Origin of the sequence: Rugosimonospora acidiphila (assembly GCF_039543385.1) — a bacterium.
Taxonomy (GTDB): domain Bacteria; phylum Actinomycetota; class Actinomycetes; order Mycobacteriales; family Micromonosporaceae; genus Rugosimonospora; species Rugosimonospora acidiphila.
This window is the reverse complement of sequence record NZ_BAABJQ010000009.1, coordinates 121,883-135,561: the sequence shown is the minus strand read 5'-3', so window position 1 is coordinate 135,561 and position 13,679 is coordinate 121,883. Positions and strand designations below refer to the sequence as shown.

The 13,679-nt window shown below is 70.4% G+C and carries 13 protein-coding genes; 9 read left to right on the top strand and 4 right to left on the bottom strand.

Annotation, left to right across the window (positions count from 1 at the left end; genetic code table 11):
- Nucleotides 1-324 precede the first annotated feature (324 nt).
- Nucleotides 325-1,962 carry an RICIN domain-containing protein gene (locus ABEA87_RS17630; RefSeq protein ID WP_345630855.1) on the top strand — a complete coding sequence of 546 codons (1,638 nt, stop codon included), beginning with the start codon at nucleotides 325-327 and terminating at the stop codon, nucleotides 1,960-1,962.
- A gap of 89 nt (nucleotides 1,963-2,051) precedes the next feature.
- Here the strand turns inward: ABEA87_RS17630 and ABEA87_RS17625 are convergent, their stop codons facing one another.
- Nucleotides 2,052-2,855, bottom strand: a complete 804-nt coding sequence (locus ABEA87_RS17625; RefSeq protein ID WP_345630854.1) for a rhomboid family intramembrane serine protease — start codon at nucleotides 2,853-2,855, stop codon at nucleotides 2,052-2,054.
- A 132-nt stretch (nucleotides 2,856-2,987) separates the two neighbouring features.
- Here ABEA87_RS17625 and ABEA87_RS17620 point away from each other — a divergent pair, with 132 nt between their 5' ends.
- Complete coding sequence (locus ABEA87_RS17620) at nucleotides 2,988-3,305, top strand: YciI family protein (RefSeq protein ID WP_345630852.1); 318 nt, start codon at nucleotides 2,988-2,990, stop codon at nucleotides 3,303-3,305.
- Nucleotides 3,306-3,319: 14 nt separating this feature from the next.
- Here the strand turns inward: ABEA87_RS17620 and ABEA87_RS17615 are convergent, their stop codons facing one another.
- A complete protein-coding gene (locus ABEA87_RS17615) occupies nucleotides 3,320-3,673 on the bottom strand; it encodes a VOC family protein (protein ID WP_345630850.1) in 354 nt (117 codons plus the stop codon).
- 61 nt (nucleotides 3,674-3,734) lie between these two features.
- Between ABEA87_RS17615 and ABEA87_RS17610 the strand changes: the two genes are divergently transcribed.
- Complete coding sequence (locus tag ABEA87_RS17610) at nucleotides 3,735-4,295, top strand: dihydrofolate reductase family protein (protein ID WP_345630848.1); 561 nt, start codon at nucleotides 3,735-3,737, stop codon at nucleotides 4,293-4,295.
- A 26-nt stretch (nucleotides 4,296-4,321) separates the two neighbouring features.
- Here the strand turns inward: ABEA87_RS17610 and ABEA87_RS17605 are convergent, their stop codons facing one another.
- Nucleotides 4,322-5,092, bottom strand: a complete 771-nt coding sequence (locus ABEA87_RS17605) for a HEAT repeat domain-containing protein (RefSeq protein WP_345630846.1) — start codon at nucleotides 5,090-5,092, stop codon at nucleotides 4,322-4,324.
- A 404-nt stretch (nucleotides 5,093-5,496) separates the two neighbouring features.
- Here ABEA87_RS17605 and ABEA87_RS17600 point away from each other — a divergent pair, with 404 nt between their 5' ends.
- The 6 genes from ABEA87_RS17600 to ABEA87_RS17575 all read left to right on the top strand — a co-directional run bounded on the left by ABEA87_RS17600 (nucleotide 5,497) and on the right by ABEA87_RS17575 (nucleotide 12,123).
- Nucleotides 5,497-6,588 (top strand): substrate-binding domain-containing protein, encoded by a 1,092-nt coding sequence (locus ABEA87_RS17600; RefSeq protein ID WP_345630844.1) that lies wholly within the window; start codon nucleotides 5,497-5,499, stop codon nucleotides 6,586-6,588.
- 68 nt (nucleotides 6,589-6,656) lie between these two features.
- On the top strand, nucleotides 6,657-7,472 hold the full coding sequence (locus ABEA87_RS17595) for an ATP-binding cassette domain-containing protein (protein WP_345630842.1): 816 nt from the start codon (nucleotides 6,657-6,659) through the stop codon (nucleotides 7,470-7,472).
- On the top strand, nucleotides 7,469-8,728 hold the full coding sequence (locus ABEA87_RS17590) for a sugar ABC transporter permease (protein ID WP_345630840.1): 1,260 nt from the start codon (nucleotides 7,469-7,471) through the stop codon (nucleotides 8,726-8,728). Before ABEA87_RS17595 ends, ABEA87_RS17590 begins: the two co-directional genes overlap by 4 nt.
- Nucleotides 8,729-8,798: 70 nt before the next feature.
- Nucleotides 8,799-9,935 carry a mandelate racemase/muconate lactonizing enzyme family protein gene (locus tag ABEA87_RS17585; protein WP_345630838.1) on the top strand — a complete coding sequence of 379 codons (1,137 nt, stop codon included), beginning with the start codon at nucleotides 8,799-8,801 and terminating at the stop codon, nucleotides 9,933-9,935.
- A gap of 8 nt (nucleotides 9,936-9,943) precedes the next feature.
- Nucleotides 9,944-10,912 carry a substrate-binding domain-containing protein gene (locus ABEA87_RS17580; protein ID WP_345630836.1) on the top strand — a complete coding sequence of 323 codons (969 nt, stop codon included), beginning with the start codon at nucleotides 9,944-9,946 and terminating at the stop codon, nucleotides 10,910-10,912.
- Nucleotides 10,909-12,123, top strand: a complete 1,215-nt coding sequence (locus tag ABEA87_RS17575; protein ID WP_345630834.1) for an ROK family protein — start codon at nucleotides 10,909-10,911, stop codon at nucleotides 12,121-12,123. Before ABEA87_RS17580 ends, ABEA87_RS17575 begins: the two co-directional genes overlap by 4 nt.
- A gap of 45 nt (nucleotides 12,124-12,168) precedes the next feature.
- On the opposite strand, the gene ABEA87_RS17570 is transcribed toward ABEA87_RS17575, so the two are convergent.
- A complete protein-coding gene (locus ABEA87_RS17570) occupies nucleotides 12,169-13,647 on the bottom strand; it encodes a flavin-containing monooxygenase (RefSeq protein WP_345631041.1) in 1,479 nt (492 codons plus the stop codon).
- Between the last annotated feature and the right edge of the window lie 32 nt (nucleotides 13,648-13,679).

The window sequence follows — 13,679 nt, the reverse complement described above, 5'->3', positions numbered from 1 at the left end:
TGGTCGGCGGGGCGGGTGGTGGCCAGCGGCTGGTGGCCACGTTCGACGATCCGGCCGCATCGAGGGTAAGGGCGCGGCGGGTGGCGGCGCGCGGCCCGGTGGCGGCGCGCGGCCCGGTGGCGGCGCGGGAGCGGCGGTTTTCCGGTGGGCAAGCGCTCGTCACCGAACCGACACCTCAGATTCGCCCCGCACTGTCTTATGTCGCCCGCCGGACACGGATGCGGGCAACCGTCTCATGTGGAGCAGATGCCTTAGCGACCAGATTGGGCTTTGGCCGGCACGACCGGGTGCCGGCACACCCCTCGAAAGGCAAGGGAGACGCCCATGCGCGCAGCTCTACGCCTCACCGCCGTGCTGGCCGGTGCGGTCATCGCCGCCGCGAGTCTCGCGGCCGCACCCGCGTTCGCCGAGCCAGCAATCGCCGGCGGCACGCCGGCGCCCGGTGCGAGCCCGTCCTCCGCCGTGCCGGCGGGCTCCACCGCGGTGCCGATCTGTCCGAAGCCGACCGCCGACACCTCGACCTGCTACGCCTACCGGGTCACCGGGCCGCACCTCGCCAGGCCGGCGGGCGCGAACGGCACGCCATCCGGGTACGGCCCGTCGGACCTGCGCAACGCCTACAAGCTGCCGGCCACCGGCGTCATCGCCAGAACCGTGGCGATAGTCATGTTCAACGACGACCCGACGGCAGAGGCCGACCTCGCCGTGTACCGCGCCCAGTTCGGGCTGCCGGCGTGCACCACCGCGAACGGATGCTTCCAGAAGGTCGGGCAGACCGGCTCCACCACGGCCCTGCCGGCCGCGAACGCCGCCGCGGCGGGGGAGTGGTCGCTGGACATGGACATGGTCTCGGCCATCTGCCCGGCGTGCCACATCCTGCTGGTGGAGGCGAACACCAACTACGACGGCGACCTGTACGCGGCCGAGGACTACGCGACCGCGCACGCCCAGGTGGTCTCGAACAGCTGGGGCCGGCCCGAGGGCAGCGGCGACGCCGCGAACGACCCGCACTTCAACCGCCCGGGCGTGGCCATCACGTTCAGCACCGGCGATGACGGCAACGGCGTGCAGTACCCGGCGACCTCCAAGTACGTGACGGCGGTGGGCGGCACCTCCCTCTACCGGGCCAGCACCAGCCGCGGTTGGAGCGAGAGCGCCTGGACGGGTGCCGGCTCCGGGTGCTCCATCGCGATCGCGAAGCCCTCGTGGCAGCAGGTCTTCACCGGGTGCTCCAACCGGGCCGAGGCCGACGTGTCCGCGGTCGCCGACCCGAGCACCGGCGTGGCCGTGTACCAGGGCTACGGCGGCAGCGGCTGGTCGGTCTACGGCGGCACCAGCGCCTCGTCCCCGATCATCGCCGGGGTGTACGCGCTCGCCACCCCGGCCGTGAACAATTCCTACCCGTCGTCGTTCCCGTACGCCCACCAGGGCAACCTGTTCGACGTGGCCACCGGGAACGACGGGTGGTGCGGCTGGCCGCTCTGCACCTCACTGTCCGGCTGGGACGGCCCGACCGGGCTCGGCACGCCCAACGGCACCGCCGCGTTCTCCGCGAGCAGCCCGGTCCGCTACAAGCTGCGGGCGGTCAGCAGCGGTCTGGTCGTCGGGGTGGACCACTCCTCGACCGCCGCGGGTGCCGCCATCATCCAGGCGAACGACGACGGCACGGCCAACCAGCACTGGATCTTCTACACGAATCCCGATGGCACCTTCATCATGCAGAACGAGAACAGCGGCCTGTGCATGTCCACTGACGGAGTCACCGGCGACGGGCTCACCCAGCAGCCCTGCGACGGCCGATGGGGCGAGGTCTGGCAGTCCAACTCCAACGGCAACTACTGGAGCTACTACTACCAGCGCAACATGGACGTCAACGGAAACAGCTACGCCGTGGGCGCGCCGATCGACACGTGGTACGTGAACAACTCGACCAACCAGCAGTTCTACAAGATTGCGGCCTGACCCACCGCCGACCACCGACGTACGGCCCGCCATCGCGCGGGCCGTACGCGTGCGTGCCGTACGCGGGTGCCGTACACGTGCGGGCCGGCTCAGCGCCGCGACGGGTACCCGTACCCGGACCCGACCGGTGGCCGGCGGCCGCGCAGTGGCAGGGCGAACAGCGCGCCGACGACGAAGCCGACCACGTGTGCCAGGTACGCCACGCTGCCCGCCGCCGAAACCGTGTACCCGGCCGAGTACACCCACTGGAGCACGAACCACATGCCCAGCACCAGCCAGGCGGGCAGCCGCAACGGGATGAACAGCAGCACCGGGACCAGGCTCCACACCCGGGCGCGTGGATAGAGCACCAGGTACGCGCCGAGCACGCCCGCTATCGCGCCGGACGCGCCCACCAGGGGCTGCGACGAATCCGGGCTGGCCAGCGCGAAGCCGTAGGTCGCCGCGTACCCGCAGAACAGGTAGAACAGCGCGTACCGCAGGCGGCCCAGTCGGTCCTCGACATTGTTGCCGAACACCCAGAGGAACAGCATGTTGCCCAGCAGGTGCAGCCACCCGCCGTGCAGGAACATGGCGTACAGCACGGACAACGCCGGGATCTTGTGATAGCTCGGCGGCCCGACCACGCAGCCCACCGCGCCGCCGCGCCCGACCCCGACGGCCCCGGTGGGCACCCGGGCCAGCGGTTGCTCGTGCGTCAGCTCCACCGGAATCGCCGAGTACTTGTCGTAGAACGACTCCTGCTGGCACAGCTGCGCGACGCCGGCGGCCCCCACATCGGTGCTGCGCGCGGCCGGGGTGAGCAGGAACACGACCACATTGATCGCGATCAGGAGGTAGGTGATCCAGGGGGTGCGGCGCACCGGCAGCACGTCATGGACGGGAATCACCATACTCACCACTGTGCCCGACCCGCCGCCCCGGCGCGACCCTCGCCGCGACGGGCGCGAGCCCGTTTCGCCGGGCGGGTCGGTCCGCCGGCCGTGACGGCGGAAAGTGTCGGACCGGGATGGTAGGACGGCCCCATGTTCCTTGTTGCGCTCTCGCACAGCGGCCCGCGGTGGGATTTCGGCCGGCCGATGGAAGGACAGTCCCGGTGGGCCGAGCACGCGTCCTACATGGACCGGCTGGTCGACGACGGGGTGATCGTGCTGGGTGGCCCGCTCGACGAACTGCGGGTGGTGCTCGTGATGGAGGCGGAGTCCGAGCTGGCCGTCCGGGAGCTGCTCGGCCGGGACCCGTGGAGCGAGACCCACCTGCGCATCGATGGGATCGACGCCTGGACGATCCGGCTCGACGGGCGAGGTCGGCCGCCCCACGGCGGTGGCGGCCATCGGTCGTGAACCGCCGGTCCGTTTCAGTCTCGATGCCTCACGACGTTGATGACGTTGCCGTCCGGTGCCCGGACGTAGAACCGGCGCACCCCCCACGCCTCGGTGGTGATCGGGTGCACGATCTCGTAGCCGAGACTTCGAGCTTCTTCGTAGGCACTCTCGATGTCGTCGGTAGAGACGGAAATGACCGGGTTTTCGGGGGCGGTCGCGTCGCGGGTGAGGATCTGGAGGTTCGCCCCGGTGTCGGGAGAGGTGTAGCGCGCGACCCACCCCAGGTTGAACTCTTCGATACTCAGCCCGAGGTAGCCGGTGTAGAAACTCTTCGCTTCCTCAATGTCGGCCACTCGGAGGTCGGCAATAATGCGTTTTACCCGCATGTGCTCTCCTGTCAACGACGGATGTGCATGAATCTACCGAATCACGAGAGGGAGGGCCGGGATGGCCAGGCTGATCTGCACCGCACAGGCGTCGCTCGACGGCTACATCGCCGACGAGCACGGGACGTTCGACTGGTTCGCGCCGGACAGCGAGGTTCACGCCTTCATCAACGACCTCGAACGCCCCGTCGGGACCTATCTGTACGGCCGGCGCCTCTACGAGACCATGGTCGCCTGGGAGACCGCGGCCACGGGGCCCGATCAGCCGCCGGTCGTGCTCGACTATGCCAAGCTCTGGCAGGCCGCTGACAAGATCGTGTTTTCCACGACGCTGGGGGCGGCGAGCAGCGCGCGGACCCGGATCGAGCGGAGCTTCGACCCGGTCGCCGTGCGGGCGCTGAAGGACGCGGCCGACCGTGATCTCAGCATCGGCGGTTCGGGGCTCGCGGCCCACGCGTTCCGGGCGGGGTTGGTGGACGAGGTCCGCCTGTTCGTGTACCCGCTGATCATCGGCGGCGGCACGCCGTTCCTCCCCGACCGGCTCCAGCTGAACCTTCGGCTGCTGGACGAGCGCGCCTTCGACAGCGGCGTCGTGTACCTCCGCTACCAGACCTCGCCCTGACCCAGAAGCGGCCGGCGCCGGCCGGATCAGGCGCCGGCCGGATCGGGGGTCGACGGATCGGGGGTCGACGGATCGGGCGGCTGTAGCCGCTGGCGCAGCCGCCGCGCTTCGCTGCCGCGGTACGCCCGCAGGACGCTCTCGAGGGTGTCGCGCACGTCCGGGTCGGGATGATCGGCCAGGTAGGCCAGCTCCTCGGCACCGCCGCGCCGCCGACGCCCCAGTTCGCTGAGCACGTCGATGATCTCGTCGGCGGTGGTCGCCGCGCGCAGCCGTGCCATCAGCTCACTCTTCGGCCGGGACGGCTGGTCGTACGGGAACCGTCGGCGCAGCCTCGCCACCTTGTACCCGCCGCGCTGCGCGCACGATGGGCACGTGCAGGGCCGCCGGCCGTGGGCCGCGGGCAGGTACCGCCAGCCGATACCCTGCGGGACGTCGCGGACCCGCCGCACCTCCTCGGCGGTGACGGCGCGGGGCACGAACACCTCGTAGCCGCGCGGATCGTCGAGCTCGCGCAGCGCCGCGACCGCCTCCGCGGCGGCGACCTCACGCAGCGGGGCGCCGTAATGGCCGACGGCCACCGGTTCGCCGTCGGGCAGCCGCAGCTGCACCGCGACCAGCACGCCCGGGTGCCAGCGCCGCAGCTCGCGCACCCATTGGTGGGTGAGCGTGAACGACGGCAGCACCGGCATGCAGTACACGCCCCGTTCGCCGGCCCGCCCGTGGCTGCGCGCGGCGATCCCCGAGCGCTCGATGCGTCGAGCCGCGCTCGCCGTGGTGATGTGCACGAACTCCGCCACCGGCGCCACAATAGTCGACCGTCCGGACCCCCCCGCGAGGTAAACGAGGAAGTGGTCGCCGCCGGCGCGACGCCACGACGTGGGCTTGATCTGTCCACATGGGACCGAACCGTCAACACCGACCGGGCCCGGCATCGTAATCTGTTCGCCTACGAACAAAAGTGACGCCCGGTCACACCCCGCTGACGGCGCGCCCGCGAGCCGTGGTGCTGGTGATGAATGGCGCTCCCTGGCTGAAATGTCGCTGTTTGGGCGGTCGAGACGCGGCGGCGACGGGCGAGGTCGGCGCCACCGGCTTGGGGTCAAACCCTTGACAGATCTGTGTGGGCGGGGCAACGATACTCGGCAGATCTTGATCAATTATGTCCAATGCTGAACATAATAGGGATTGAAGGAGGAGCGGAATGCTCCGCACGAGAAGCCGGTGGGTCGTCGGGGGAACCGGCGCCTTCCTGTCGGCGTTGGTCGTCCTGTCGGGCTGTGCGACGGCGAAGACGACCTCGACATCGAACCCTGGCCCTTGCAAAATCGCGTTCCTGCTGCCGGAGAACACGACGCCGCGCTACGAAGCGGACGACCATCCGCTGTTCCTGGCGGCGGTCAAGGCGCAGGACCCCAGCTGCCAGGTGCTGTACTTCAACGCGGCCAACTCGGCGGACAAGCAGCAACAGCAGGCCGAGTCCGCGCTCTCACAGGGCGCGAAGGTGCTGGTGCTGGATGCCGCCGACACGAACAGCGCGGCGAACATCGTGTCCGAGGCCAAGGCCCAGGGCGTCAAGACGATCGCCTACGACCGCGCCGCGGGCGGCCCCCTGGCGTACCAGATCGGCTTTGACAACGTGACGGTGGGCGAGCAGCAGGCGAACTCGCTCGTCACGGCGATGAAGGCGGCCGGCCACCCGAACGGGAAGATCGTCATGCTCAACGGCGCGCCGGACGCGACCGGGGCGTTCTTCAAGCAGGGCGCCCACAACGTGCTGGACAAGTCCGGCTACACCATCGCGGCCGAGTTCGACACGACCGGATGGTCGCCGACCACCGCGACGACGGAGATGACCCAGGCGATCTCCCGGGTGGGCAAGGACCAGATCGTCGGGGTCTACTCGGCCAACGACACGCTCGCCGGCGCCGCCATCACCGCCATGCAGCAGGCCGGCATGTCCCCGCTGCCGCCGATCACCGGCCTGGACGCCACGAACGAGGGGCTGCAGCGCATCCTGCTCGGTACCCAGACCATGACGGTCTACAAGGCGATCAAGTCTGAGACGAACCTGGCCGCGAAGATCGCGATCCAGATGGTGAACGGGCAGTCGCCCCAGGGCACGTCGACGAAGAAGAACAGCACCGGTGACACGGTGCAGACGCAGGACCTGCCGCCGGTGGCCGTGACCGCGGCGAACGTCAAGTCGACGGTGGTGGCCGATGGCTTCATCTCGGCCAAGGCGCTGTGCGCCGGTGACGTCGCGACGGCGTGCGCCAAGGACGGCATCTCCTGATGTCCGCGCACAGCGAACGGCCTCCCGAGCGCGGAGCCGGAGACCGTGGTGCGGGTGGGGGTGTCGACGTGGGTCGCCCGCTGCTCGAACTCACCGGCGTGTCGAAGCGGTTCGGTGCGGTCAACGCACTGGCCGACATCCGCTTCACGGCCCGCGCGGGTGAGATCGTCGCGCTGGTCGGCGACAACGGCGCCGGGAAGTCCACGCTGATCAAGGCGATCTCCGGGGTACAGCCCGCCGACGAGGGCACCTTCGTCTTCGACGGCCAGCGGGTCTCCCCGAAGGCCCCGACCGACGTCACCCGGCTCGGCATCGCGACGGTGTACCAGGACCTGGCCCTGGCCGACAACCTGGACGTGGTGGGCAACCTGTTCCTCGGTCGGGAGCGGCTGTTCGAGTCCACCCGGCGGATCGTTCCGCTGATGGACAAGGTGTCCATGGCACAGCAGGCCAAGGAGTTGCTGGCCGGTCTGGGCGCGCGCATCCCCAACGTGCTGTCGCGGGTCGAGTCGCTGTCCGGCGGCCAGCGGCAGGCGGTGGCCATCGCGCGCGCACTGCTGGGCGAGCCCAAGCTGATCCTGCTCGACGAGCCCACCGCCGCGTTGGGCGTGACGCAGACCGCGCACGTCCTTGAGCTGACGACCACGCTGAAGCGCCGTGGGCTGGCCGTCGTGCTGATCAGTCACAACCTGTCGGACGTGTTCGCGGTCGCCGACCGGATCAGCGTGCTGCGACTGGGCCGCAACGGTGGCGACTTCACCGTCGCGGACACCACGCGGGAGGCGGTCGTCGCCGCGATCACCGGCCTGGCCGCGGACACGCCGGCGACGGCCGCCGCGGCGCCCGGGCAGCCGACGGCATCCAGGCAAGGAGCAGACACGTGACGCAGACACAGGCCCACGGGCCCGCGGCGTCGCCGGCCACCCGGGGCGAGACCCCGGACCAGGGCGCCGAACACTTCCGGGCCCCGACCTCGCTGGGCGAGATCGTCTCGATGCGACTGCGCGCCCTGCGCCGCGGCGACCTGGGGTCCTCGGCGGTCATCATCGCCACCGTCCTCATCTGGGTCATCTTCCAGTCCATCAACAGCGAGTTCCTGGCCGACACCAATCTGCACAACCTGGCCCGGCAGATCTCGTACGGCGGCCTGATATCCCTGGGCGTCGTGATGATCCTGCTGCTGGGAGAGGTCGACCTGTCGATCGGCTCGATCAGTGGCGTCGGCGCGGCGGTCCTCGGCGTGCTCGTGGAGCACGACGGCTGGAACCCGTACCTGGGCATCCTCGCGGCCATCGTGGCCGGGGCGATCCTGGGCACCGCGCAGGGCCTGGTCCGCACCAAGTTCAACGTGCCGTCCTTCATCGTCACCCTCGGCGGCCTGCTGCTGTTCCTCGGCCTGCAACTGTGGCTGCTGGGCACCAACGGCAGCATCCGGTTCCCGTTCGGCGGCGCGATCTCCAACCTGGAGGGCAGCAGCGTCACGCCGGCCGCCGGCTACGGGCTCGCGGCGCTGGCCGTCATCGGGCTCGCCGCGCTGACCATCACCGGACGCCGCAGGCGCCAGCGAGCCGGCCTCGCGCACGACCCGGTCGGCCTGGTCGCGGTGAAGATCGTGGCCACCGCCGTGGTGCTGTTCATCGTCGTGTGGGAGCTGAATCGCGCCATCGGCGTACCGATAGCGCTGATCATCTTCCTGGTGCTGGCCGCCGGGTTCTGGGCGCTGATCACGCAGACCCGGTACGGGCATCACGTGCTGGCCGTGGGCGGTAACGCCGAGGCGGCCCGCCGTGCCGGCATCAAGGTGAACCGGATCAGGGTGTCCGTCTTCGCGATCTCCGGTGCCATGGCGGCGGCGGGCGGTGTGATGTCGGCGTCCTACGTCGGCGCCGCGTCCCAGGATCTCGGTGGCGACACCATCCTGCTGTACTCGATCGCCGCCGCGGTCATCGGCGGCACCAGCCTGTTCGGCGGTCGCGGCAGCGCCTGGTCGGCGGTCACCGGATGGCTGGTGATCGGCTCGATCTACAACGGCATGTTCCTGCTCAACCTCGTTTCCGACCTGCAGTACATGGTGATCGGCGCGGTGCTGGTGGCGGCCGTGGTCGTCGACTCGGTGTCCCGCCGGCACCGGACGACCTGACCCTCGCCCGCCGCGCACCCCGCGTCGTCCGCCGTCAGAGTTCCACGCAGTTCTGTTCTAGGAGTCATTCGTGAAAATCACCGACATCGTCGGCACCGTGGTTCGCGCCGAGTACCGGCCCGAGTACCGCAAGGACAAGCGGTTCTACGTCAAGGACGAGGTCCAGGCCAACGTCATCGTCCAGGTACACACCGACGAGGGTGTGGTGGGAATCGGCGAGGCGGCGCACACCCCCGGCCTCTACGGTGAGACCGCCGCGGCCACGGTGGGCGGCATCGAACTGCTCAAGTCCGGACTCGTGGGCCTGGACCCGCTGGAGCTGACGCACGCCAACGCCGTCATGGACCGGTACTCGCTCGGCGGCAACATCGCCGCCAAGGCCGGCATCGACATCGCGCTGCACGACCTGGCCGGAAAGGTCATCGGCGTGCCGGTGTACCAACTGCTCGGCGGCCGGGTGCACCAGGGCGTGCGTACCCACATCACGCCGGCCACCTACGAGAACACCCCGGCCGACATGGCGCGCCTGATGACCGAGGGGTACCGGGTCTTCAAGCAGAAGATGAGCGGGGACACCGAGTACGACATCAACATCGTGCGCGAGCTGCTGCCGATCATCGGGGAGAACGTCATCCTGAGCCTGGACGCCAACCAGGCCTGGTCGGTCAACCAGACCCTCTACATCGCGCGGATCCTGGAGCGGGAGGTCGGCCTGAACCAGAAGGTGATCTTCGAGCAGCCGATCCTCGCCAACGACGTGCGCGGAATGGCCCGAATCCGCCGCGAGATCAGATTCCCGGTGATGGCCGACGACGGTATCCGTACCGTGGGCGACCTGACCCGGGTCATCGACAACGAGGCCGCCGACATCGTGAGCCTGAAGATCAGCCGGGTCGGCGGCATCCAGAAGTGCCAGCAGATGATCAAGGTCGCCGAGGCGGCGAACGTCGACTACATCGTCGACGAGATCAACGAGATGCGGGTCGCCAACACGGCGGTCGCGCACCTGGCGGTCGCCTCCCGCTCGCCGCTGTACACCGGCACGGCCTGCCACACCCTGTTCGAGGTCGACATCGTGACCGAGGGCGGGGTCACCATCACCAACGGCATCGCCGACGTGTCGGACCGGCCGGGCCTCGGCATCGGCTCCGCGACCTTGCTCGGCCTTGACCTGCCGGCCGATGAGTCCATCGTGCTCGGAGCCTGAGGTCGACGATGACCGCGCAACCACGCGTACCCGGGCGGGAGGGCAAGGCGCCCGCCCGGATCGCGCTCATCGAGAAGAACCGTGGCGCCTACTGGGACATGGTCAACGCCGGCGCCCTCGACGCGGGGCGGCGGCTGGGCGTCACGGTGCTGGCCGACGCGCCCGAGTACGAGTCCCTCGATGAGCAGTTGGCCCTCGTCCACCGGTACCTCGACGAGGGAGTCGACGGGCTGGCCTTCGTGGCCACCAGCCAGACCGCCTTCACCGACACCGTCGCGGCCGGGCGGCGCCGGGGCGTCCCCATCATCACGATGGATCTGGACGCCCCGGACAGCGGCCGGCTGATGTACGTCGGCATGCTCGCCCCGGTCGAGATGGGCCGGCAGGCGGGCCGCCTGATGCTCGACGCGCTCGGGGAGCGGCGCAAGGTCGCGGTGCAGACCGGGTCGGCGGACGCGCACGGTGCCACCGGCAAGCTGGCCGGCTTCACCGAGGTGATGACGGCCGCCGGCGTAGAGGTGGTCGGCGGCGACAACGACGGCGAGCGCCTCGACGCCGCCGAGCGCAACGCCCACCGGCTGCTGTCCGAGCACCCCGACATCGGCGGCTTCTTCGGTGTGTACGGCTACCACGCACCCGTGCAGGCGCGCGCCGTGGAGGCCGCCGGCCGCGACGACATCGCCATCATCGGGTTCGACATGCTGCCCGAGACGGTGGCCGCCATCGAGGCCGGCACCGTGCGTGCGAGTATATGGATCAGGGAGTACTACTTCGGCTACTACGCCGTCGCGGCGCTTGCGAACCTGGCACGGCTCGGAGATGAGGAGACCTTGACCCTGCTCGGACTGCGCACCGACGACCTGACCGGAAACCTGCTGCGGCCACAGCCGCTGGTGGTAGACCGGGACAACGTCGGGCAGTTCCGGGCCTGGGCGCGGGGCCTTGACCTGGAGTCGCGAATCGCGGCGACGTTGTGACCACCAACCTGGACCCCGGCGGGCGGACGGCGGATCTCACCGCGGTACCCGCCCGCCGGCGGACCGGCAGAGCCACCGGCGGCCAGATCATGCAGGCCCTGATGCGGTACGGGCCGATGACCCGGGCCCGGCTGTGCGAGGTCACCGGGCTGTCCCGCACCACGGTCTGGGGACTGGTCAGCGAACTGCTGGCCGAGGCCGCCATCGTGGAGGGCGAGGGGGTCGCCGGCCCGAACGGCGGGCGGCGCGCGTCGCTGCTGTGGGTGGCGCCATCGACCGGCGCCGTCATCGGCATCGACTTCGGACGTACCCACGTGCGCGCCGTGCTGGCCGACCTCACCGGCGCGGTGCTGGCTCAGCGAGCCAGCACCGTCGCGGAGGTCGACGAGTTCGCCGAGGAGTCGCTGTCGGTGGCGGTCGGCTTCGTCAACGACATGCTCGCGGAGTCCGGCATCGGCAAGGACCTCGTGCGCCAGGTGGTCGTCGGCCTGCCGGCGCCCATCAACCGGGCGACCGGCACGTTCACCCAGGGCCGGATCCTCAACGGATGGACGGGCGTGGTGCCGCGGGAGGTGCTGGAGACCCGGCTGGGCATGCCGGTCGCCATCGAGAACAACGCCAACCTCGGCGCCCTGGCCGAGGCGCGCATCGGCAGCGCGTCCGGGGCCGAGGACCTCGTCTACGTCAAGCTCTCCAGCGGCGTGGGCGCCGGCCTCGTGCTCGGCGGCCGGCTGTACCGGGGGGCCGCCGGGATAGCAGGCGAGATCGGGCACATCCTCGTCGACGAGGACGGCGCGGTCTGCTGGTGCGGCAGCCGGGGCTGCCTGGACACCCGGGTCTCTGGGCGGCGCATCCTCGAACTGTTGCAGCCCACGGCCAGTGTGCCGCTCAGCCTGGCCGCCGTGGTCGACCTCGTGAAAAGCGGCGATCCGTTCGCCCGCCGCATCGTCAGCGACGCCGGCCGGATCCTCGGCCGGGCGATCGCCGATCTGTGCACCAACCTGAACCCCGGTGCGCTGGTCATCGGCGGCGTACTCAGCGGCTGCGGGGACGTGCTGCTCCAGCCGATCGTCGAGTCCCTCAACCGGTACGCGCAGCCCGCCACCACCGCCATGATGAAGGTGACCGTCTCGGCGCTGGGCACCAGCGCCGAGGTGATGGGTGCCGCCTGCATGGCCACCGACCTGTGCCGGGCCGACCTCGCCGGCTGAGGCCGGATCGGTCGATGGTTGGGGCGGCCGATGGTCGGGGTGTCCTCAGGCCGGCCGGGGTACCGCCTCGCGGGCCGTGGACCGGCGGGAGAAGCACATCGCGCCGTCGTTGACCCGGCCGTAGCGCAGATTCACCACGTCGTGCGCGTAACTCATGCCCAGCCGCCAGGGTGCCCGCGAACCGGCGCGCGGGAACTCGTCGATGGCGCGCAGAATGTAGCCGGCCTGGAAGTCCAACAGGGGCGTCTCGGTCACCGTCGGGTCGTCGTTGTGCGGCACGCACTGGTCGTACCCGTGCGCGTCGAGGTAGCGCAGCAGCCGGACCACGTACTCGCCGACCAGGTCGGCCTTGAGCGTCCAGGACGCGTTGGTGTACCCGATGGTGAATGCGAAGTTCGGCACCCCGGACAGCATCATGCCCTTGTACGCCATCGTCTCCGACAGCGTCACGTCCCGCCCGTCCACGCTCAGCCGCATGCCGCCGAGGGCCAGCAGCCGCAGCCCGGTGGCGGTGACCACGATGTCCGCGTCCAACTCCGCGCCGGAGCGCAGGCGCACCCCGGTCTCGGTGAACTCGGCGATCTCATCGGTGCGTACCGAGGCGCGCCCGGCCCGGATGGCGGAGAACAGGTCGCCGTCGGGTGCCAGGCACAGCCGCTGGTCCCAGGGCTGGTAGCGCGGGGCGAAGTGGGTGTCCACGTCGTACCCGGGTGGCAGTTGCCGGGTCGCCGCCTTGCGCAGCAGCCCCTTGACCAGGTGCGGGCGGCGCCGGCTGAGCTCGTAGAAGACCGTGCCGAACAGGACGTTCTTCCACCGCGTCAGCGGGTACGCTCCCCGGTTGCCGAGCAGCCGCCGCAGCCGGTTGGCGATCGGGTCCTCCGACGGTCGGGCCGCGACGTACGTGGGGGAGCGCTGCAGCATCGTCACGTGGGCGGCCCGGTCGGTCATCGCCGGCACCAGGGTCACCGCGGTCGCGCCGCTGCCGATGACGACCACGCGCTTGCCGGTGTAGTCCAGGTCGGCGGGCCAGTGCTGCGGATGCACCACCGATCCGATGAACCGGCCGATGCCGGGGAAGTCCGGCCGGTAGCCGGCGTCGTAGTGGTAGTAGCCGGTGCACAGGTACAGGAAGTGCGCGGTCATCAACACCGTCTCGCCGCCGCGTGCGACCTCGACCGTCCAGCGGGCGTGCCGGCTCGACCACTCGGCGCGCACCGCGCGGTGGCCGAACCGGATGCGCCGGTCGATGCCCGCCTTCCGCGCGGTGTCGCGGACGTAGTCCAGGATGGCCGGGCCGTCCGCGATGGCCTTGGCCATGGTCCACGGCCGGAACCGGTAGCCGAGGGTGTGCATGTCCGAGTCCGAGCGCACCCCGGGGTAGCGGAACAGGTCCCAGGTGCCGCCGATGGCGTCGCGCGCCTCCAGGATCGCGTAGCCGCGCCGCGGAAACGCCGACTGGAGGTGGTACGCGGCGCCGACTCCGGACAGGCCGGCACCGATGATGAGCACGTCGACGTGCTCCATCGCGGTGTCCGCGTCGACGGGTCCCGTCGCGG

Bases quoted from the DNA above. Each gene is read 5' to 3' on its own strand.
- ABEA87_RS17570 (WP_345631041.1), bottom strand. From the start codon at position 13,647: ATGGAGCACGTCGACGTGCTCATCATCGGTGCCGGCCTGTCCGGAGTC.
- ABEA87_RS17625 (WP_345630854.1), bottom strand. From the start codon at position 2,855: ATGGTGATTCCCGTCCATGACGTGCTGCCGGTGCGCCGCACCCCCTGG.
- ABEA87_RS17580 (WP_345630836.1), top strand. From the start codon at position 9,944: ATGACCGCGCAACCACGCGTACCCGGGCGGGAGGGCAAGGCGCCCGCC.
- ABEA87_RS17600 (WP_345630844.1), top strand. From the start codon at position 5,497: ATGCTCCGCACGAGAAGCCGGTGGGTCGTCGGGGGAACCGGCGCCTTC.
- ABEA87_RS17610 (WP_345630848.1), top strand. From the start codon at position 3,735: ATGGCCAGGCTGATCTGCACCGCACAGGCGTCGCTCGACGGCTACATC.
- ABEA87_RS17615 (WP_345630850.1), bottom strand. From the start codon at position 3,673: ATGCGGGTAAAACGCATTATTGCCGACCTCCGAGTGGCCGACATTGAG.
- ABEA87_RS17630 (WP_345630855.1), top strand. From the start codon at position 325: ATGCGCGCAGCTCTACGCCTCACCGCCGTGCTGGCCGGTGCGGTCATC.
- ABEA87_RS17620 (WP_345630852.1), top strand. From the start codon at position 2,988: ATGTTCCTTGTTGCGCTCTCGCACAGCGGCCCGCGGTGGGATTTCGGC.